At 72.8% G+C, this 20643-nt stretch carries 16 protein-coding genes, 1 tRNA gene and 1 pseudogene; 9 read left to right on the forward strand and 9 right to left on the reverse strand.

Annotation, left to right across the window (positions count from 1 at the left end; translation table 11 throughout):
* The first annotated feature begins 296 nt into the window (after window positions 1-296).
* Entirely contained in the window at window positions 297-1133 is an 837-nt protein-coding gene (locus AC3EQ1_RS06460; protein ID WP_432093298.1) for an endonuclease I family protein, read from the forward strand.
* Window positions 1134-1224: 91 nt separating this feature from the next.
* Here the strand turns inward: AC3EQ1_RS06460 and AC3EQ1_RS06465 are convergent, their stop codons facing one another.
* Both AC3EQ1_RS06465 and AC3EQ1_RS06470 read right to left on the reverse strand, forming a co-directional pair.
* The gene (locus AC3EQ1_RS06465) at window positions 1225-2445 is read right to left on the reverse strand and encodes a DUF418 domain-containing protein (protein ID WP_432093299.1); all 1221 of its coding nucleotides are present in this window, start codon (window positions 2443-2445) and stop codon (window positions 1225-1227) included.
* A gap of 305 nt (window positions 2446-2750) precedes the next feature.
* Window positions 2751-2825, reverse strand: a tRNA-Trp gene (locus AC3EQ1_RS06470).
* A gap of 308 nt (window positions 2826-3133) precedes the next feature.
* Here AC3EQ1_RS06470 and AC3EQ1_RS06475 point away from each other — a divergent pair.
* The gene (locus tag AC3EQ1_RS06475) at window positions 3134-3526 is read left to right on the forward strand and encodes a peptidase inhibitor family I36 protein (protein ID WP_432093300.1); all 393 of its coding nucleotides are present in this window, start codon (window positions 3134-3136) and stop codon (window positions 3524-3526) included.
* Window positions 3527-3774: 248 nt separating this feature from the next.
* On the opposite strand, the pseudogene AC3EQ1_RS06480 reads toward AC3EQ1_RS06475, so the two are convergent.
* Window positions 3775-3981: pseudogene (locus tag AC3EQ1_RS06480) on the reverse strand (winged helix-turn-helix transcriptional regulator); the annotation flags it as partial.
* Window positions 3982-4392: 411 nt separating this feature from the next.
* Here AC3EQ1_RS06480 and AC3EQ1_RS06485 point away from each other — a divergent pair.
* The gene (locus AC3EQ1_RS06485) at window positions 4393-5301 is read left to right on the forward strand and encodes a putative RNA methyltransferase (protein WP_432093301.1); all 909 of its coding nucleotides are present in this window, start codon (window positions 4393-4395) and stop codon (window positions 5299-5301) included.
* A gap of 341 nt (window positions 5302-5642) precedes the next feature.
* On the opposite strand, the gene AC3EQ1_RS06490 is transcribed toward AC3EQ1_RS06485, so the two are convergent.
* Together AC3EQ1_RS06490 and AC3EQ1_RS06495 are read right to left on the reverse strand one after the other, a co-directional pair.
* Window positions 5643-6248 carry an Rv1733c family protein gene (locus tag AC3EQ1_RS06490; RefSeq protein WP_432093302.1) on the reverse strand — a complete coding sequence of 202 codons (606 nt, stop codon included), beginning with the start codon at window positions 6246-6248 and terminating at the stop codon, window positions 5643-5645.
* 79 nt (window positions 6249-6327) lie between these two features.
* Entirely contained in the window at window positions 6328-7050 is a 723-nt protein-coding gene (locus tag AC3EQ1_RS06495) for a response regulator (RefSeq protein WP_432093303.1), read from the reverse strand.
* A gap of 323 nt (window positions 7051-7373) precedes the next feature.
* Between AC3EQ1_RS06495 and AC3EQ1_RS06500 the strand changes: the two genes are divergently transcribed.
* Together AC3EQ1_RS06500 and AC3EQ1_RS06505 are read left to right on the forward strand one after the other, a co-directional pair.
* Window positions 7374-8345 carry a universal stress protein gene (locus AC3EQ1_RS06500; RefSeq protein ID WP_432093304.1) on the forward strand — a complete coding sequence of 324 codons (972 nt, stop codon included), beginning with the start codon at window positions 7374-7376 and terminating at the stop codon, window positions 8343-8345.
* A gap of 202 nt (window positions 8346-8547) precedes the next feature.
* Window positions 8548-9867 carry an MFS transporter gene (locus AC3EQ1_RS06505; protein WP_432093305.1) on the forward strand — a complete coding sequence of 440 codons (1320 nt, stop codon included), beginning with the start codon at window positions 8548-8550 and terminating at the stop codon, window positions 9865-9867.
* 35 nt (window positions 9868-9902) lie between these two features.
* Here AC3EQ1_RS06505 and AC3EQ1_RS06510 read toward each other — a convergent pair whose 3' ends face one another.
* A complete protein-coding gene (locus AC3EQ1_RS06510; RefSeq protein ID WP_432093306.1) occupies window positions 9903-11183 on the reverse strand; it encodes an ATP-binding protein in 1281 nt (426 codons plus the stop codon).
* A 591-nt stretch (window positions 11184-11774) separates the two neighbouring features.
* Here AC3EQ1_RS06510 and AC3EQ1_RS06515 point away from each other — a divergent pair.
* A complete protein-coding gene (locus tag AC3EQ1_RS06515; RefSeq protein WP_432093307.1) occupies window positions 11775-12974 on the forward strand; it encodes an AAA family ATPase in 1200 nt (399 codons plus the stop codon).
* A gap of 80 nt (window positions 12975-13054) precedes the next feature.
* Here AC3EQ1_RS06515 and AC3EQ1_RS06520 read toward each other — a convergent pair whose 3' ends face one another.
* Window positions 13055-16597: a tetratricopeptide repeat protein gene (locus AC3EQ1_RS06520; RefSeq protein ID WP_488187145.1), complete on the reverse strand. Its 3543-nt coding sequence runs from the start codon at window positions 16595-16597 to the stop codon at window positions 13055-13057.
* A gap of 133 nt (window positions 16598-16730) precedes the next feature.
* On the opposite strand from AC3EQ1_RS06520, the gene AC3EQ1_RS06525 reads away from it, so the two are divergent.
* Window positions 16731-16913 (forward strand): hypothetical protein, encoded by a 183-nt coding sequence (locus AC3EQ1_RS06525; RefSeq protein WP_432093309.1) that lies wholly within the window; start codon window positions 16731-16733, stop codon window positions 16911-16913.
* A 256-nt stretch (window positions 16914-17169) separates the two neighbouring features.
* Here AC3EQ1_RS06525 and AC3EQ1_RS06530 read toward each other — a convergent pair whose 3' ends face one another.
* A complete protein-coding gene (locus AC3EQ1_RS06530) occupies window positions 17170-17835 on the reverse strand; it encodes a DNA-binding response regulator (RefSeq protein ID WP_432093367.1) in 666 nt (221 codons plus the stop codon).
* Window positions 17836-17902: 67 nt separating this feature from the next.
* Between AC3EQ1_RS06530 and AC3EQ1_RS06535 the strand changes: the two genes are divergently transcribed.
* Both AC3EQ1_RS06535 and AC3EQ1_RS06540 read left to right on the forward strand, forming a co-directional pair.
* Window positions 17903-18760: an oxidoreductase gene (locus tag AC3EQ1_RS06535; protein ID WP_432093310.1), complete on the forward strand. Its 858-nt coding sequence runs from the start codon at window positions 17903-17905 to the stop codon at window positions 18758-18760.
* Between the two features lie 341 nt (window positions 18761-19101).
* Window positions 19102-19815, forward strand: a complete 714-nt coding sequence (locus tag AC3EQ1_RS06540) for a bleomycin resistance protein (RefSeq protein ID WP_432093311.1) — start codon at window positions 19102-19104, stop codon at window positions 19813-19815.
* Between the two features lie 210 nt (window positions 19816-20025).
* Here AC3EQ1_RS06540 and AC3EQ1_RS06545 read toward each other — a convergent pair whose 3' ends face one another.
* Window positions 20026-20436, reverse strand: coding sequence for an ATP-binding protein (locus tag AC3EQ1_RS06545; RefSeq protein ID WP_432093368.1), 411 nt, complete (start codon window positions 20434-20436; stop codon window positions 20026-20028).
* Window positions 20437-20643: the final 207 nt, after the last annotated feature.

Below are 20643 nucleotides of genomic sequence, written 5' to 3' on the forward strand. Positions count from 1 at the left end.
GCGGCGCCTGTCGGTTGCCCCGGGGCGCTGGGCTCGTGCCCCGGGAGCCGCCCGCCGGGACGCATGCTCCGGTCAGCAGCCCGTCCCCTTCCCGAGGGCCGCAGCGCACAGCGTGAGCTGCGCGCTCATTGGCATGTCTGCTTCACGATGTCGTCACACAACAGTCGCATCGTGTGCACTCGGTGAGGTCATGGCCATGGCAGGCTCCTGGCCGAATGACCGTCACTTCGTGCCATCGACCGTCCCGTTACGGCCGGTGGGTGGCGCGCCTGATCAGGAGAGGACACCCCCCACAGATGTCCGTCCCTCGCAAGAACCGCTGGAAGCCGCCGATGATCGCTGCGGTCGTGCTCGCCGGTATAGCCGTGCCGACCACCGCGATAGCCACCCAGCCCGCCACCACCGACGCCCCCGCGCGGGACACCGCGGCGGGGGCGCACGCGTACGACGACACGTACTACAAGGACGCGGAGGGCAAGACGGGCGCGGAGCTGAAGAAGGCCCTCCACACCATCATCAGCAAGCAGGACAAGCTCTCCTACGACGAGGTCTGGGACGCGCTGAAGGCCACGGACGAGGACCCGAAGAACTCCTCCAACGTGATCCTGCTCTACAGCGGCCGCTCACAGAGCAAGGAGAGCAACGGCCCCGGTGAGAACGAGTGGAACCGGGAGCACGTCTGGGCCAAGTCCCACGGTGACTTCGGCACCAGCACCGGCCCCGGCACCGACCTGCACCACCTGCGCCCGGAGGACTGCACGGTCAACAGCATCCGCGGCAACAAGGACTTCGACGCCGGCGGCGACGAGGTGCCGGAGGCGAAGGGCAACCGCACCGACGACGACTCCTTCGAGCCCCGTGACGAGGTCAAGGGCGACGTCGCCCGCATGATCCTCTACATGGCCGTCCGCTACGACGGCGAGGAGAGCTTCCCGGACCTCGAGCCCAACGACCAGGTGGACAACGGTTCCAAGCCGAACATCGGCCGCCTGTCCGTCCTGAAGCAGTGGAGCAAGCAGGACGCCCCGGACGCCTTCGAGAAGAAGCGCAACGAGGTCATCTACGACAAGTTCCAGCACAACCGCAACCCGTTCATCGACCACCCCGAGTGGGTCGACGACATCTGGAAGTGACCTTCCGGCCGACCGGCCGGTGACGGTCCCCGGGCCCGACGCGAGGCCCGGGGACCGTCACCGCATGCACCGGGACCCCTCGGTCCTGCCGTCAGCCGGGGGCGTCCGTACGGTGCGGCGTACCCGGGCGCCGTGCCAGGGTCAGGGTGCGGAGCAGCCACTCCACCGGCCCGTGCCGGAAGTGCCGCATCAGCCAGGCGCTCAGCAGGAGCTGGCCGGTGAACAGCACCAGGGCGCCCGCCGCGACGGCCGCCGGGCCGAGACGGTCGTACAGCGCGAGGCCGTACCCGGTGAAGACCAGGGCCATGCACAGGGACTGGCTCAGATAGTTGGTGAGGGCCATGCGGCCCGCGGGGGCGAGGAGAGCCGTCACCCGGTGCCCCCGGGCGGTCTCCAGGAACAGGAGCATCCCGCACACATAGGCGGCGGTGAGCGCCGGCGCCGTCACCATGCCCGCCATCTGCCCGGGCAGCACCCAGCGGTCACCGAACGCGCCGCCGTCCGCCAGCGCCATGAACAGGCTCCCGGGCAGCCCGACCAGTGTTCCGGTCAGGAGGATGCGCCGCATGCGGTCGCGGTGGAGCCCCGCGTCGTCGAGCAGGCGCCGCTTGCCGCAGTGGAGTCCCACCAGGAAGGCCGCCGTCACCAGGCCGCCCATCAGCAGGAGGGCGAGCAGGGAGTCGGGCAGCTGGCCGATGTTGGTGTGCACCACGGAGAGGGCGTCGCCCCGGTATCCGGCGATCAGTTCGCGGGACTCCGCGGCCAGTTCGGCGTCCCAAGCCGCACCCTCCCCGTCCGGCACGAGCAGCGAGACCGCTCCCAGGAACAGCAGAAGACCGCTCGCACAGCCGTAGACGATCTTCGCCGCGCGCAGGGCGCCCCCGGGAGAGCAGTGACGGGCGGCGATCAGGATGAGCATCAGCAGGCCGTACGTCACGAGAATGTCCCCGACGTAGAGGAACACGGCGTGCACGGCCCCGAGCGCGACGAGGCCCGCCGCACGGCGCAGCAGCCGCGGGACGGCACGGGCGCCGTCCCGTTCGGCCGAGGTCTGCTGGAGCGTGAAGCTGTACCCGAAGATGAACGAGAACAGCAGGTAGAACTTGCCGACGAAGACCACTTGGACGGCTGCTTCGACCCCCCGGTCGAGCGCCGACGCATCGGGCCTGCCGAAGCCCGCGGAGCCGTAGGGGCTCGCCATCACCGACGCGTTGACCAGCAGAATGCCCAGGAGCGCGATCCCGCGCAGAGCGTCGAGCTCCGAGATCCGGCGCTGCCGGGCCTGGCGTGTGTGCACAACGGTGGTTGCCACCGTTCCCCCCAGTGGTCGGAGCCGACGTTCCCCGTGGCTGTCGTGATCGTGCCAACAGACTCCCAGCCCCCACCACCGGAAAGATCACACCGCAGAATGAGCCCCGCTCAGACTTCAGAAGGAGGAACCGTCGGTGAGTTCCTCCGCCGCGCGCTTGCGAGGCTCGGCGACACATGGGCCCCTGCCGGGCGGCGACACCACCGGTCCGCCCGCACGCGCTGCCTGCCGCCCGGACGACGGGAAGCGAGTGCCGGTGGCCGGTGGCCTCGACGACGCCGGACCACAGCGGTGCGGCGACGGTGCAGCAGGGGCGGCAGGATTCGAACCTGCGACATGCGGGTTTGGAGTCCGCTGCTCTGCCCGGACTGAGCTACGCCCCTTCGGTGGTGATCAGCTTGGCACGGTGAACACCACGGGGCCAGGGAGTTTTCCGCGGGCCGCGCTCCGGATCCGGAGCCCCGTCCTCTGAGCCTCCCGGCCGTCCGCTTGGACACAAGGGCGGTCCGGCCGACCCGAACCCCGACGGCGCGGCAGCGGACCGGCTGCCGCCGCGGGCCCGTGTGATCGATGCATCGGTACGACAAGCCGGTCATCACGACTTCCGGGAAAGCGTTGACTCCCCCCGACCGCCCCGCGAGCATCGGAACTCCAGGAAATGTCTCGGAATTGATGACATGGGGGAATTCTCATGAAGCGAGCACTGGGCATCCTGCTGGCCGCCATCGCGCTCTCGGCCGGTGCCGCGGCTCCGGGTGCGGCGGAGCCGCGGACGGTCGCTGTCGACACCGCCGTCGCCTGCGGATCCGGCATGGTCTGCATCTACCCGAACACCAACTACCGCGGCGTTCCCTACGTCCGGCGCGCGGCCGACGGAGGCGCACGCTTCCACGACAAGCCCATCAACGACCACACCTACTCCGTCATCAACAACTCGGGCCGCACCGCGCGGATCTACCGGAACAGCCTGTACGGCGGCTCCCACACCTGCATCCGCCCCGGCGGCCGTATCGCCGATCTGCGGGGCTACTCCGTCGGCCGCTGGGGCTCGTCCATGCGCATCAACGACAACAACTGCGGCTAGACCCGGTCGCCCAGGGGCGGATCTCGGTCAGGGGCTTCGCACCGGACCGACTGCCATGAGCGCCACGCGGCCGAGTGCGGGACGGGCCGCCCGAGACGCGACAGGGCGGTGGCCACGAGATGCGACAAGCCCGCTGTCCGCCACGAGGTGACCGTGCGCGCCACGAGGTGACCGTGCCGGTCGCCGTCCTCCATGAGCGACGGTGACCGGCACTTCACACGTTCCCTGACCGTCCTCTTTCCCGGCCGTTGCCCAGTCGGGCGCTCGCGCCCCCAGGCGGCCAACGGCTGGAGAGCATCGTTGAGGCGGGTGCCCTCCTCGGTCAGCGAGTTCTCGACGCGGGGCGGCACCTCGTCGTAGGAGACGCGGTGCACGACACCGTCCGCTTCCATCTCGCGCAGGTGGGAGGCGAGCATCTTCTCGGTGATTCCCGGAAGCAATCGGCGCAGCTCGCCCAGGAGGATCTGACGGGCGTGATCGACCTGCTGGTGCACTGACCGGCGCTCGCCCCACAGGCGGCGTGCCAGTCGCAACCGTCGATGAAGTGCAGCGACGGGGCGTCCCCAACACGCTCCGGATCCACGCCTCTTGAGTGCGGGGGCGATGTGCGGGTCCTCGGCCGCACCTCGTAGAGTCGGGGCATGGCATTCACGAGCGTTCTGCACTACTGCTTCCTGTGATTCGGGAGGCCTGGAGGGCGGTGCCGGACGGCATCGCCCTCCTCGGTGTGCCTGCCGTGTGAACCCCGCCCCGGTCCCGTCCATGTCGCGGACCGGGCGCCGCCCCGCCCCCTCCCGGACGGGGCCTGCCGGGCGCGTGTGCAGGCACGGTCCTCCCTTCACCGTTGTCAGGAGTGCTGATCGCCCGTGTTGCTTCCCCCCGCCGTCGAACCCTTCCTCGCCCTGCTGCGCTGTCCTACGTGCGCCGCCCGCCTCCGCCCCGGCCCCGGCGCGCTGCGCTGCCCTGCGGGTCACACCTTCAACATCGCCCGCCACGGCTATGTGAGCCTGCTGACGGGCACCCGCGCCACCAGCGGCGACGACGCGGCCATGGCCCGAGCCCGGGACCGGTTCCTGGCCACCGGCAGGTACGGGCCCATCCGCCGGGTCGTGGCGCGCCTGGCCGCCGACGCCGTGCCCGGGCAGGGCACGGTCGTGGACGTCGGGTGCGGCACGGGCTACTACCTGGCCGACGTGCTCGACCGGCTGCCCGGCGCCCGCGGTCTGGGGCTGGACGCCTCGGTGCGCGCCCTGCGCACGGCGGCCCGGGCCCACCCCCGAGCAGCCGCGGCGACCTGGGACGTCTTCCGCCCCTTCCCGCTGGCCGACGGGGCGGCCGATGTCGTGCTGGACGTGTTCGCCCCGCGCAACCCGTCCGAGTTCCACCGGGTGCTGCGTTCGGGCGGCAGGCTGGTCGTGGTGCGTCCCACCGGGCGGCACCTGACCGAACTCCGCAGGTGGATGCCGGGAATGGTCGCGATCGACCCGGCCAAGGAACAGCGACTGCACCACGCGCTGGCCCCGTTCTTCGACCCCGCCCGTACCGAACACGTCGAGTACGTCATGTCCTTGACGGCGCCGGAGGCCCTCGATCTGGTGGGAATGACGCCGAGCGCACGCCATCCGACCCGGGCGGACCCGGTCGACGACGGTCTCCTTCCCGACCGGGTGACGGTCTCCGTACTGGCCACCGCCTACCGGCCCAAGGGGCGGGACCAGGCTCCCACCGGAGGCCACCACCCAGCATTCGGAGCGTCGGCAGAGCCCTCTCGCTGAGCGGAACGCAAGGCCCCGCCCCTCGTTCGGCGGGCCGGGGCTCCGGTCGCTCGCCGCAGGAGCCCCGGCCTGCGATGTGACGGTGCCGCGCGGACCAGCCGATCGACAGCGGGCCGATACCGTGGAGGAGAGGTTCGGCGGACGGCCGGGAAGCGCTCGGGAGGCGGGCGTCGGCGAACAGGGACGGGCCCCGGTGCCGGCTGTCGCACCTGCGGCCGGCCGAGCTCCTGGACGAACTCCGGGCCGGTCCGGCCGTCGCGGGCGGCGCCCGCGACGGCCGAGGGACATGCCGGGTGCCACGGCCCCGATGGGGGACCTGATCGCCGCGCGCAGTGGCCGGCTCAGGGGTGGTAGCGCCGGGACCACTGAGGTTCGAACGCCTCCCACTCGTGCTCCCACCGGGCGTACCGGCTGCGGTCGAGGAGCCGGCGCAGCGCCGCCCGGGCGCCGAACCCCCAGGCGGTCACCAGCCCCGCCGTGAGGAAGCCCGCCGCCCAACCGGTGGCCACCGCCGCCTTTTCGGGCATGGGCGCTGTGGTGACCGATCCGGTGCGGTCGACCCAGATCCGCACGGTGGAGCCCTTGGCCGTGCCGGGCGCGACGCCGGCCGTCCCGGACCGCTGTGCCCCGTTCCCCTCGGTCCAGCGCACCGGGGCCCGGCTGGTTCCGTCGGTGTCGGTCTGCGCCATGACCTCCGCGTCCGCGGTCAGCCTGGCCTGCACCCGGTGCCGCTCCGCCGCCTGCGCCCGCACGGTGTGCATCTCGGATGCGTACGCGACCCGCCCGACCGCCAAGGAGGCGGTCGGCACGCCCGCGAAGAGCAGGGCGACCAGCGCGGCGGCGCACCAGGACTCGACCCGGTCGGCCCTGCGCACCAGGGGATTCCTGCCGTTCGCGGGCCGGGAGCGGTACGGGTCGCTTCCGCCGTCCGCGTCTCGCACCGCCATGGCCGGCCCTCCCTGCCGTGCGGCCGAGTCCGTGCGGTCCCGGCCTCGGTACCAGGATCCGACGGTGGCCCGCACCCGGTCATGGGGCCGAAGGTCCCGGTCCGCCGCCGGGCGGCACCCGGTGGTCCGGCGTTCGGGCCGCGTCGGCCTGCGTGGCGATGACCGCGGCCTGGACCCGCCGCTCCACCCCGAGCTTCGCCAGCAGGCGGGAGATGCGGTTCTTGACCGTCTTCTCCGCCAGGAAGAGCCGCTCACCGATCTGCCGGTTGGTGAGCCCCTCGCCGATGAGGGCGAGAATCTCGCGCTCGCGCCGCGTCAGGCCCGTCAGCACCTCCGGCTCCCGGGGCGCAGGTTCCCGCAGCCGCGCCAGGAGACGGGCCGCCGCGCCGGGATCGAGCATCGACCGGCCGGAGGCGACGGTCCGGACCGCGGAGACCAGGTCGGAGCCCTCGATCCGCTTGAGCACATATCCGGCCGCACCCGCCATGACCGAGTCGAGGAGGGCCTCGTCGTCGTCGAAGGAGGTGAGCATCAGACAGGCCAGGTCCGGCAGGCGCGAGCGCAGTTCCCGGCAGACGCTCACGCCGTCCCCGTCCGGGAGCCGGACGTCCAGCACGGCGACGGACGGGCGCAGCGCCGGGACGCGCACCAGGGCCCGCTCGGCGGTCGGTGCCTCGCCCACGACACGGATGTCCGGTTCGTCGTCGAGCAGGTCCTGCAGCCCGCGCCGTACGACCTCATGGTCGTCGAGCAGGAACACCGTGATCGGGGTGTCCGAGCCGGTACGCGGGGTCCGTGTCATCCGCCGCTCCTTGTCGTCTGCGTATTCCGGGGTGCGGAATTCCGGGACGCGATGTTCCGGGGCCGGCGCCCACCGGGGGTGCGCGAACGGGCGCGCCAGCCGCTCGTGCACCCGGAGCGGCCCCGACCTCCTCAGGGTGCCACCGCACGGGCCCGTTCACCGGCCGGCGGCGCCGCGGCGGGCCGGGAGACGCCTCCGGTACTCCGGCCGTGCAGGCTTCACCGCCGGGCCCGTGGCGGCTGACGGCTCTCGCATGGCGGAGCGAGGACAGCGGTGGTGTCCTGGAATCACCGGCCCGGCACGCCGGGAGAAGGACACGGGCGGTGACCGGCTCCGACCCCCGGATGCCGGGGCGGGCCACCCGAGCGGTGGCCGGTGCGAGCGGTGGCCCGGGGACGGCCGAGAGAGAGGCGAGCGCGGTGGTAGACCCGGTGGTCGTGGGGGTCGACGGCTCCGACCCCGGTTGGCGGGCCGCGGACTGGGCCGCGGACGAAGCAGCCCGGCACGGACTCCCGCTGAGGGTCGTTCACGCCTCCTGGTGGGAGCGGTACGACACCTTCATCCCCTCCACCAGCGTCGACCGGGCGGAGGCCCGGATCGCCGCGGCCGATCTCGTGGCATCGGCCGAGCAGCGACTGACGCTCCGGCAGCCGGGCCTGACGGTGTCCGGCGCGGTCCTGGCCATGGACCCGGTCAAAGCCCTGGTCGAGGAGGGCCGGTCCGCTCACGCGGTGGTCGTCGGCAACCGCGGACTCGGCACCCTGGCCGAGATGCTGCTGGGGTCGGTCGGCCTCGGGCTGGCCGGCCAGGCCACCTGTCCCGTCCTGGTGGTACGGGGCCGGGAGGAGAACGAGACCGGCCGGTTCCGCCGCGTCGTCCTGGGCGTGAGCCGGGGCAACGTGGACTCCCACGCCGTCGGGTTCGCCTTCCAAGAGGCGGCGGCCCGGGGCGCGGAGCTGGTGGCGGTGCACGCCTGGCGGCGCTCGGAGGAGCGCTCGGGCGCCGCGGCCACGGGGGAGTCGGGCGCGGAGACGCTGCTCGACTCGGCGCTGAGCCGTGCGGCGCCCGGGCACGAACAGGTGCCGGTGGTGCGGGAGTCCGCGGAGGGCTCGCCCCGTCACGTCCTGCTGAAGGCAGCCGAATCCGCCGACCTGCTCGTGGTGGGCGCGCGCAGACGCCACGGCCTGTTCGGCCTGGAACTCGGCCTGGTCAACCATGCCGTGCTGCACCACGCGGTGTGCCCCGTCGCGCTCGTGCCCCGGAACGACGAACCGCACGTCCGGCCCACGGAGTAGTACCTTCCGGAACTCCGGGGTCTCTCGGGAAGCCGCCCGGGCGATCGGCTGAAACGCGTATTGCTGCGGCATCCACGGTGGCGCAGGCTGGAGTTGTCGATCACTTCACAACGGGGGAGAGCCGCGTGCCGGACGTCGCGTCGGTGAACATGCCGTTCGTCGGCCGGAATCGGCCCTCATACGACCTGGGCCGTCCACCCCGGTGAGCGGGAGAGCTCCCGCACAGGCTGCACGCCCGCTCCGGTCCGACCGCAACTTCACCGTCTTCTGGGCCGTCCAGGCCCTCTCCGAACTGGGCAACGCCTTCTCCCTGGTCGCCCTCCCCCTGCTGGTGCTACACGCCACCGGCTCCGCGGCCCGGATGGGACTGCTCACCGCCATCGCCGGCGTCGGCCTGATCCTCACCGGGCTGGTGGGCGGCACGCTGGTCGACCGGTTCGACCGGCGGCGGATGCTGATGCTCTGTGACGCGGCCCGCTTCCTCCTCTACGGCCTGATCCCCGTCGTCTGGGCCGTGGACCCGCAGATCTGGCTGCTGTACGTGGTGATGGGGTTCGCCTCCGTCTTCGAGATGCTCTTCAAGATCACGTATGTCACGGCGGTCGCCAACCTCGTCGACCGGGACCGGATCGTGCAGGCCAACAGCCGTCTGGAGGCCACCAACGCGGTGGCGAACATCGCCGGCCCCGCTCTGGCCGGGGCCGTGGCGGGGCTGTTCGGCCCCACCGCCGCCATCGCCATCAACGCCGGAAGCTTCGGCATCTCGCTGCTCGGCCTGGCCTTCATCCGGCTCCGCCCGGCAGCCGGGCACCTCGGCCAGCCCGCGGAAGGAGAGGCCACCCGTCGCGCCGCCCTGCACGATCTGCGCATCGGCTTCCGCACCGGCGTGGTGTTCCTGTGGCGCACCCCGGTCCTGCGGTCCCTGACCGTACTGCTGACGGTCACCACCTTCCTCGTCCTCGGCATGACCGATGTCTTCATCTACCACCTGCGCCACGGCCTGGGGCAGGACGACGAGGTCGTCGGCTATGTGCTGGCCCTTGCCGGACTCGGCACCTTCCTGGCTGCCGCGGCCAGCTCCTTCCTCCGCCGCACCCTGGGGTTCGGCGCCTGCTGGACGGGGGCCTTCGCGCTGGCCGCCTGCGCCGTCCTGGTGCTCGGGCTCGTCGACAACGTCCCCGTGGCCGCCGCGACGGTCTTCCTCTACTCCGCCGGGATCACCCTCGCCGGGGTGTGCTCCATGTCGCTGCGGCAGCAGATCACCCCGGACCAGCTGCTCGGCCGTGTCACCTCAGCCTTCTGGACCGTCCACAGCAGCCTCGCCCCCCTCGGAGCGGCCCTGCTGACCGCCCTGGTCGGCCGGTACGGAGCGCGCGGGCCGCTCATCGGGGTGGCGGCGACGTTCCTGACCGTCGCCCTGACCGCGCTGTTCACCCCCATCCGCCGGCGCCACCCGGAGCGGACATCCGGCCCACCCGTCCCCGGCGAGGCGTACCACGACGTACCCGAAGTCCGCCGGTGACGAGGAGCGTTGTGGCCCGGTACCGCGGCCGGCCGTCACATGCGCACGTACTGCTCGATGTCCTCGCCGAATTCGGTCAGCGCCGCATCGGTGAGCGTGGGCCGGGTCTCCGCGATGGCGGCCAGGAAGTCCTCGGTGCCGGCGGGCGCCCCCGCCCGGTCGAGGAATTCGCGTTCGAACGCCGCGTGAGCGCCCTTCCTCGCGGCGAACTCGATGTCGGCGGGCGTGAACATCTCGCTGGCCTCGACCAGCCGGTGCAGATCGACGCCGTCCGCCGCGGTCCCCAGATAGCGCCGCCAGATCGCCGCCCGCGCCACGGGGTCCGGGGGACCGACGGGGATGACGTAGTCGAACCGGCCGGGGCGCAGGAACGCAGGATCCAGCGAGCGCACGGAGTTGGTGGCGCAGATCAGCAGCCGGTCGTCGTGCTCCCGGAATCCCGGGATCAGCTTCAGCAGTTCATTGGTGACCCCGTGGCCGGGGTCGACGGCCAGGCCGGACCGGACGCCCGCGATCTCCTCCACCTCGTCGATGAAGAGCAGGACGGTCTCCAGTTCGGCGAGGTCGGCGAACGCGTCCCGGAGCGAGGCGGCCAGCCCTCCCGCGGTGCCCGAGGCGAGCCGGGAGGGAAAGAGCTCCACGAACGGCCATGCCAGCCGGGAGGCGACCGCCTTCGCGAAGCTGGTCTTCCCGGTGCCCGGCGGACCGAAGAGGATGACCGCCTTCGGGGGCCGCACCCCGTACCGGTCGGCCAGCGCGGGTTCCGCCAGCGGCAGCACGATCCGCCGCTCGATGGCCTCCTTCTCCCGCTCCATGCCGGCGAGCGCGTCCCACAGCCCGGGGAGCAGCACCCGGCCGCCGAGCTCCGCGAGGAGCCCGGCGTCGCTGGTGCCGAGATGCTCGACCTTCTCGTAGAGCACGAGTCCGGGGCGGGGCCGGTAGCCGGAGTTCTCCAGGGCCGCGGTCCCGGTGACACCCGGCTCCAGCAGCGCGCCGATCCGGCGCACGCCCTGGGCCCGCAGCCGCCGCTCGAGCTCGGCGATCAGGGAGCTGCCGATCCCGCGGTTGCGCCACATACCGGCCAGTGCCACCAGCGTGATCCAGGCCCGCTCACCGTGGGCCTGGGCCACGGCCATGCCCACCACCTCGTCGCCCACCACGGCGACCACGGCGGGCGCCCCCGACCGGGCGGCGATCATGACCTCGGAGACCGGGAAGACGGGAGCAGCGTCGTCCGCCTGCCGGTCCTGGTCCCAGATCTGGATGGCACGGTCCAGATCGTCGTCGCGGAAGTCCCGCAGTCGCCACGTCGGCATGATCACCCCTGGCCGAGGCCGCCGTCGCCCCGGCTGCCGCATGCCGCCCCTCGGGCACCGCATGCCGCGCCCCGCCGAGGCGCACCTGCCCTGCCCATTCTCCGTGCCGGACGGCCCGCCGTCGAACCGGCGGGCGGCCGCGCGGGTGCTACGGCCGGGCCCGGCAGGTCGCGTCCCGGGCGGGGAGCCGCCCTGCGGCCAGGTAGGCGCTTATGCGCACAGCAGAAACGTCCCATCCACGGCGAAGAGTCGAACAGCTCCAGGCGGCGGGACCCTCCGCACATGCTTCCGTACGTGCCTTCCGGACGCTGCCCGTCCGTCCCGTTCCCCGTACTCCCGGAGGGCCGTGCCGCACGGCCGGCTCCCCGGCCCGCCGACAGGTACCGCGCCGGCCTCCGGGCGGTGCGGCGCGGACGTCCGGTCAACCCCCACGGCTCCGCTCGCGTCTGAGGGCTCGAGAAACCAGCCGGCCGCACCATGGAGGAGCGCCCCGGCCGGTCACCGTCCCGTAGCCGGTGTGCACCGGGCCGGGCCGGCAGACCGGCGGACCGGCGACCCGTCCACTCAGACCCCGGAGGAAGTACCGCACGAATGATCACGACACTGGCCGTCGAGAACTACCGCTCGCTGCGCAAACTGATCGTCCCCCTCGGCAGGCTCACCGTGGTGACCGGCGCCAACGGCACCGGCAAGTCCAGCCTCTACCGCTCCCTGCGCCTGCTGGCCGACTCCGCCCGCGGCGGAGCCGTCGCCGCCCTGGCCCGCGAGGGCGGCCTGCCCTCCACCCTGTGGGCGGGACCCGAGAGCACCAGCCGGGCGGTGCGCGCGGGCGAGGCACCCCTGACGGGCACGCTCCGCACCGAGCCCGTCAGCCTCCGCCTGGGCTTCGCGGGGGACGAGTTCGGCTACGCCGTCGACTTCGGTCACCCCATTCCCTCCGCCGGGACCCCCAAGGTGCCGTCGCTGTTCAACCTCGACCCGGAGATCAAACGCGAGGCCACCTGGGCCGGCCCGGTGCTGCGCCCCGCCGCGCTCCTGTCGGACCGGTCCGGGCCCGCGGTGAAGACCCGTACGGCCGACGGGAGCTGGCACCGCAGCACCGGGGTGCTGCGCCCCCACGACTCGATGCTCAGCGAACTCGCCGATCCGCAGCTGGCACCGGACCTCCTCACCCTGCGCGAGCACATCCGCTCCTGGCGCTTCTACGACCATGTGCGCACCGACGCCGACGCACCGGCCCGCTCCACCCGCATCGGCACCCGCACCCCCGTGCTCTCGGCCGACGGTTCCGACCTGCCGGCGGCACTCCAGACGATTCGGGAGACCGGCGACGAGGAGGCCCTGGCCGAGGCCGTCGACGCGGCCTTCCCGGGCAGCCGGATCGAGATCGCCCCGAGTGACGGCCGCTTCGGCCTCCAGCTGCACCAGCCCGGCCTGCTGCGACCGCTGGGTGCCGCGGAACTCTCCGACGGCACCCTGCGCTACCTGCTGTGGGCCGCGGCGCTGCTCACGCCCCGCCCGCCCGCGCTGATGGTGCTCAACGAGCCGGAGACCAGCCTGCACCCGGACCTCCTCGAGCCCCTGGCCGACCTGATCCTCACGGCGAGCCGGGACACCCAGACGGTCGTGGTGACCCACGCCGGACCGCTGGCGACGGCCCTGACCGCCGGGGCCGCCCGGCACCGGGTGGAGCTGCAGAACATCGAACTCGTCAAGGAGTTCGGCCGCACCGAGGTCGCGGGCCGCGAGAGCATGCTCGACGAACCGCTGTGGTACTGGCCGAAACGCTGACGAACGCCGGCCGGGCCCGCGGCTGAGCTGCGGGCCCGGCCTGCTCCCCGCCCCGGATCCGGCGCTGTTGGGCCGCCGGTTCAGGGCTCCCGCGGGAGACCTCGGTGCGGCATCGCGAGTTCCGGTGCGGCGGCCCGGCGGGGAGGCCGGACCTCCCAGGGCTCGGCCACGGTGCCGTCCGGCTCCCACCCGTAGCGGAGCAGCCGGCGCGCGTCGGCGGACCGGCCCGCGTCCCGCAGCAGGGCGACGGCCTGTTTCAGGGCATAGCCGTAGCCGTCGCCGCGGTCCGCGTACTGCTGCCAGGCGGTGAGCGCGTCGTCGGTGCGGTGCGCCGCCGTGTACAGGCGGGCGATCAGGGCGGAGTGATCGACGTCCCGGCACGTGCGCAGATACGCGACGGCGTCGTCGGTCCGCCGGGTCCTCCCGAGCAGTTCCGTCAGATGCTCCTGCGCATACCAGCCCCCTTCACCGACGACCTTCAGCAGCTCCCGCTCCAACGCGTCGGTGCGGCCCGTCCTGTCCAGCAGGGCGGTCATCTCGTTCCAGGCCTGGCGATATCCCTGCTCGTCGAGTCGGGCGTACCAGGTGAGCGCTTCGTCGCTCCAGCCGGCTTCCGCGGCCGGACCCGCGGTGCGGAACACCGTCGACGGGTCGTCGGATTCCCCCCGCTCCCGGAGCCACTGGCCCACCTGGCGCACATCCTCGGCGTCGCCGCAGTGCACGGCTCGCGGACCGCTGTTTCCACGGTCGGTCAGACATCGCCGGAGGTCTTCATAGCGGTCGGCGACGTCGATGACCAACGCCGCCCTCAGCAAGGCGCTCGCATCGCCCGATGCCGCGGCCTCGTCCCAGCCGCGCAGCAGATCGCGCAGTGCGGTGCCCGACCCCGGCATCCCGGCGCCGAAGAGACCGGCCATCCCACCGAGCAGGCCGATGCACTCGCGCACCATCAGCAGGGCCACCCCGGCGTACCCCTGTGCCTGCAACAGCCCGGCCATCCGGCGCAGGGAACGGGCGCCGCCCGGTGGTTGCACGGATCCGGCCGACGGCGACGCCAGCCAGGTGAGCGCCTCGTCACCGCGTCCCCTGCCGTGCAGCATGCTCACGGCGCGGTCCAGCGCGGCGCAGTCACCGTCGTCCGCCCGCTCCTTCAGCCAGGCGAGGGCCTCCTCCACGCGCCCGTCGGCCTCCAGCAGTTCGGCGACCTCGACAGCCGTGGTGTCGTTCACGGCCCGGTGGCGGAGCGCGTACGCCTTCAGCCACTCCACGGCCTCGTCGGCGGGCCGCAGGGCGACCCATCGCCGGACCGTCTCCGGCAGGGCCATGGTGTCGCCCCGCTCGGCAAGGCCGCGCAGCCAGCCGATCGCCTCGTCGGCCCGCCCGGCGTCGATCAGCAGTTCCGCCGTCGTGCGCAGCCAGGCCTCGCGGGCCGGTGCCTCCCAGTCGTAGCCCTCGACGAGGCGCTGCCACACGCGGATTGCTTCCTCCGTACGCCCCTGCTCCTGCAACAGTCCTGCCAGACCGCACACTTCCGAGATGCCGCCGCCCGTGTGCCGGTCCCGCAGCCAGGCGAGGGCTTCGTCGCTGCGTCCCTCGCGCACCAGCACGTCCAGGATCCGGCGGGAGGTGTAGCCGTGGGTCATCTGCTCGGCCCGCTCCCACCAGATGCGGGCCTCCTCCCGGCCGGAGCTCCGCAGGAAGTGGGCGGCCCGGACCGGGGCCTCGGAGTCGCCCGCGGCTGTGGCGGCCTCCCACCAGCTCAGTGCCTCGTCCGCGCGGCCCTCCCGGGCGGCCACGGCGCCGACGAGCGCCATGGCCCGGGGATCTCCCGCGTCGGCCGCACACCGCCACCACGGCACCGCCTCGTCCCGGCGGTCGGCCCGCTCCAGCAGACGTGCCAGTTGCACCATCGCGTCGCGGTCACCGGCCTCGGCGGCACGGTGCAGGAGCACGGCCGAGCACCGGTACCGGCCCCGCTGCTCGGCCGCCTCGGCGAGGGCACGGAGATCGCTGACGGCGGTGAGATGATCGGCGGCGGCATCCCAGAAGGCGGCAGGCGGGCACTCGGCGGCGCGGGTGCGCTCGCCGTGCTGCCGGAGGTAGTCGGCCGGCCGCACCACACCGGGGATCGCGCCCATGCCGGAAGCGGGCGCCACGTCCTGCAGCGCACTGGTCACGTCCCTGATCACCGTGCGGGCGTGGCCGAGACCGCGGGTGAACCAGTGGTCGGGGCTGTCCTCGCAGGTGACGGCGGCGGTGCGCCGGCGTTCGGTCAGATAGCCGAAGGCAGCGGCTTCGAGGAAGGCGTACGGCAGCGGGGCGGCCGCCCCCAGGCGTGAGGCGTCCAGAGCCACCGTGATCAGGGCCTTGCCGTAGACGCCGGCGGCGTCGGACGGACTCTCGTAGTGCTCCACCAGCTGCGCGGCGGCGGTGAGTTCCTGCGTCACCTCGGAGCTGCCGCCCCGCAGGGCCGCCGCCAGCGCCGGGTCGTGCCCGGCTGCCGCCCGGACCGCGTCCAGACCGTCGGCGAACGTGTCGGGAACGTGGGTGTTGTACGCCTGCTCCAGCAGGATCCGGGCGTGCCGGTGCGGGTCGCTCGGATCTCCCTGCCGGGGGGCCGCGGTGAGGTCCCGGTGCCGGTCCGGCCACAGGGTGGCGATCACGATGAGCGGACCGTCACCGTCCAGCCGGCGCAGCAGTCCGGCGGCGACGGCCTCCCCGGCCGGACCTGCCAGACAGCCCTGTGCCTCGTCCAGCCACACCACGGTCCCCGGATCCACGGCGTCGGCGGCCAGCGCCGCCAGCAGCCCGTCCCCGTCGGCGGGACACAGCATCACGAAGTCCTCCGGCACCGCGGCCCGGAGCGCCTCGAACGCGGTCCGGGTCTTGCCCGTACAGGATCCGCCGCGCACCACCACCAGCAGCGGTGGCGCCCCGTCCGCGGCGGCCCGCGTCAGCCGTTCGCGCAGGCGCAGATCGTGGGGGCGGGACACATAGTGCGGCAGCACGAATTCGGACGTGGCATCCGTGCCGGAGAGCCCGGTGATCGCCCGGTGCACCCCCAGCCGCTGCGCGCCCCACGACCGCAGCGGACGCGGCCGGTCGGGCAACGCGGCCCGGACTGCCTGCCGTTGCTCGCATTCGGCGGCCTGGCGAGCCCGCCGTTCCTCCCGCTCGGCGGCCGCGAGCGCCTGCCCCCGCACCGCGGCATCCGGGGACGCCGGCGCCGTCCTGCGGCCCTGCTCGGCCTGCCAGCCGGTCTCCCAGCGCTCAACGGCCAGCAACTCGGCGACTGTCTCGTCCGAGGGCCCGTCCGGATCCACTTTCGTGCCGAGGACGCCCTGTCGGCGGGCCTCCTCGCGGATCTCCCCGATGACGGTGAGCAGCGCGCTCACGGACGTCGGGCAATGCTCACCGCGCAGCCATGACCCCACCGTGTTCCTGCTCTTGACGCCGGTGAGCAGACGGCCCAGTGCGCTGTCCGTCGGCCGACGCCCCAACCGGGTGCGCTTCAGGGTGCCGACGCGCCGTAAGTCCTCGAAAATGTCAGGCGTTCTGCCCACCTGCCGCCCCCAGCGTGCCCGGATGATGTCCTGCTGTCCGGACCGGACACGGCCGGACACGGCGAGCGTAGGCCGTCCACCGGGCGCCGGGCACGACAAGTGCCCAATCCGTTGCGGACTGTTGCAGGACGGGGTGCCGGACGACGAGCCTCGCCGCAGTCGGCCCCGCTCGGGGCCCGTCCGAGGAGGACCCGTGACCGGTCTTCACCTGCTGGCCCTGCTGCTGGCGTTCTCCGTCGCCGTGCACATCGGCTCCGTCGCCGCCTTCGTCGCCTGGCGCGGCGGCGCCTCACCGGCCGGCGCGTTCGCGGTCGGCGGCAGCACTGTCGGCGGCGCGTTCGCGCTGTACCTCGCGGCCGTCGGTGCCTATCACTAGGGCGCGGATCGGGCCGTGACCAGTGGGCGGTTGAGCCCCGCCGGATCACCGGGCCGCGGTGTCCGGCACCGCGCCTCGCCGCGTTGTCGTCGGTCGCCGTGGCTCCGCCATGACTCCCTCCGACACCTGCACCTGCCCGCCACCTGCTGACCAAGGGGTCGGCTCCGGAAGTCCTTCCGGGTTGACGTGATGGTTGGTGGCGTGGCCCGAGGTGCTCGGATGGGCAGACCGCTGACCGGGCGCGATCACTACGGTCTCAGTGGGGCAGGCTCAGCTCGCCCGCACGCAGCCCTGCCTGGAAGCGGGAGTCGGCCTCGAGCTCGGCCATCAGGTCGGCTACACGCCGCCGGTAGGTGCGTAGCGAGATGCCGAGCCGGTTGGCCGCGGTTGCGTCGGTGAGTCCCGAAGCGAGGGCCCGGAGGATCACGCGGCCGGCGGCATCGAGGCGGGGGACGTTGCTGCGCAGGTAGGTGTCGAGATCGGCGGCGGTGTCCCAGATCGCCCGGAACAGCGAGTGGACGCCGTCGACCAGGATCTGCGACGTCGTCACGGTGTACTCCCGGCCGGTGGGGGTGTGCCGGCCGGCGAGGATCACCACCCGCCGGTCGATGAGGATGGTCTCGTGCGGCAGCTGCGAGGAGCTGATCCGAACCAGTGCCCCTTTGCTCTGCACCAGCCGCAGGTGCGCGCGGGCATCCTCGTCGACGAGCGCCACCGGGCTCAGCAGCTTGCGTGAGGTGAAGTCAGAGGAATCCGTAGCCCGCATTCGGTTCCTGATCGCGGCCCTGGCCTGCGGCTGTGACCAGGTCTTGAGGTCCCGGGCGGCACACAGGAACTCGGTCTGCGCGGACTCGAGGAGATGACCGGCACGCGCGAATAACTCCGCGTCCCCTTGCACTGAAAAGACCTGTTCGTTCCGCATCCCTCCAGTCTGGCAGCAAGCTGCCACGAGCTCGCTGGGCGTCGCGGCGGCGGACACCATGAGCGTCATGACGAGCAAGACTTTCTCCCTCGGCGCAGACCTGACCGTCAACCGGCTCGGCTTCGGCGCAATGCGCCTGGCCATGGGCACCTTCGACGGCCCGCCGCGAGCCCCGCAGAGCGGCATCGCGGTGCTCCGGCGCGCTGTCGAACTGGGCGTGAACCACATCGACACGGCCGGCTTCTACGGCAGGGGAGCGGTTCGGGCCAACGAGCTGATCCGTACGGCACTGGCCCCCTACCGTGACGACCTGATGATCGCGACGAAGGTCGGGCCGCTGCGCGGACCGAACGGTGTGCCGAGCGAGCAGGCGACACCTGATCAGCTGCGCGGCCTGGTCGAGGCGGAACTGCGCTCCCTCGCGCTGGACCGGCTCGATCTGGTCTATCTGCGGGTCGGCGGGATGACCGGACCGGGCGGCGAGTCGATCGCCGAACGGTTCGCGGTGCTCGCCGGGCTCCGCGCGGAGGGGCTGATCCGGCACCTGGGCGTCAGCAACGTCGACACCGCCCAGTTCGCCGAGGCCCGGGCGATCGCGCCCGTCGCGGCGGTGCAGAACCGGCACACCGGTGACCCGGGGCTGCTGGCGGAATGCGAGGAAGCGGGCGCCGCGTACGTGCCGTACTTCCCGCTCGGCGGTGGCCGCGGCCCGCTCGACGCCGAACGGCTCGGCAAGGTCGCGGCACGCCGGGGCGCGACCACCGCGCAGGTCGCGATCGCCCTGCTGCTGGCGACCTCGCCGTCGGTGCTGGCGATTCCGGGGACCGGTTCTCTGGACCATCTGGAGGAGAACCTCGCGGCGAACGATGTCGGTCTCAGCGACGAGGACCTGTCCGACCTGCGAGGCGAGCCGGGCGGCTGCTGATCCACTTCTCCTGATCAGCTTGCCTGCCACGCCCGTTGCGGCCGCCCGCCCGACAGCCCCGAGCGACACCGGTCGAAGAAGGCCTGGGGCCACGAGACCGAGCACCGGCTGCGGGCGTGCGCGGATTGTGCTGCCGGCTGCCCGCGGGCTCCCGAACGCACCGCGTCGCCGGGCGGGTCGGCGTGCACGTGGACACCGTGCGCACCTCGCGGAACCGCTTCGCCGAGCCGGGTATGGAGGCTCGACCGGCACACCGCCGGTCACCAGGAGGAATCCCCCGTCGTGCCGGCAGCATCAGCAACTCCCGGAGGACTTCCGGAGCCGGCCACTAAGGTATGGCCATGGGCGAGAAGACGATTCCGATCCTGCCGTGCCAGGCACTCCAGCCCGTTCTCACCTTCTACTCGGCTCTCGGGTTCGAGGTGACCTTCCAGCAGAAGAGCCCCAATCCCTACGCCGTCGTGCAGCGCGGCGACATCGAACTCCAGTTCTTCGGGCTGAAGCAGTACGACCCGGCCGCGTCGGTCAGCACCTGCTACGTCATGACCGACGATGTCGACGGGCTGTACCAGGTGTTCCGTGCCGGACTCAAGGACACATACGGGAGGATCCCCACCCGGGGACTCCCGCGCATCGGACCGCTCAAGGACATGTCGTACGGCGTGCGGCAGTTCCTGATCACGGATCCAGGGGGCAACTGCCTCCGCATCGGACAGCCGACCGACGAGGACCAGCACCACCGGCCCGCCCCTCAGGAGACGTTCGCCCGGGCGCTGCACCATGCGTCCCTGCTCGCCGACTCGAAGGGCGACCCGGCAGGCGCGGCGAAGGTCGTCGACCGTGTGCTCCGCCTGGAGGACGAACGGCCGACGCCCCTGCAACTGCTGCGACTTCTGGTCCTCCGGGCGGATGTCGCCGGGCGGTTGGGGGACGAGGAGACCGCGTCGACCGCCTGCGCCGACGCCGCGGAGGTCCGGCTCACCGCCGAGGAACGGGGTTCGGCCCGTGCCGACCTGGCGCGGTTGGCGGACCTGCGGACCGGCGGCGGATCGTGAGAGTGCGGTGTCCGTCCTCAGCCCCGGCCCCACTCGACCTGGTCCATTGCGGGCGAGGCGCAGGGCGCCGCGCTGTCGGCCCTGAGGGAGGAGGACGATCGGCACACGGCTCTCGGGCCCGCACCCGGAGAGCTCGCAGTCACCAGTAGGGCTGCGGGGGCACTCTGCCCTCGGCGGTGCCGTGGCGCGCCGGCACCCCCAGGGCGGCGGTCAAGTGGTCTGGTCCACCGCGGGCACGCGAGCCCAGTGGGTGGCGCCCTGCCGGTGACGGCGGGTGCCGTGCGCGGTGGCGAGCGTGTCGACGATGGCCAGGCCGCGGCCGTGTTCGTCCTGGGCACAGGATGCCGCCCAGGCTCCCTGCCGCGCGGCCGGGCCGCCGTCGGTGATGCCGACCCACACCCGCCGCCCCGTGTATTCGAGCAGCACATTCAGGGCCAGCGGCGGCTGCGCGTGCTCGACGGCGTTGGTCACCAGCTCGGACACCACCAGCAGGACCGAGGCGGCCGCGTCCTCGGCGACCTGCCAGCGGCGCAGCACGGATCCGACGATCTGGCGAGCGTGCCGGACCGCCTCCGGACGGTGTGCGAGCCGACACGACGTGTGGTGGTCGGTGAGCGGCAGGCCTGCCGGGCTGCTGGGCGGGCCTGGCTGCTCCCGGCACGGCGGGCGGCGGTGCCGGGCGTCGGTCGCCGGAGCGGATACGAGCGCTGAGTGGGTGCTCTTCATGGTCGTCTGCCGGAGGTGAGGGCGTCAGGGAACGAACAACACCTCCACCCTGCACAGCGCCCGCGCCGGGCAAAGCCCGGAACATACCCGAACCACTACCCG

It is taken from the genome of Streptomyces sp. bgisy100 (assembly GCF_057709105.1).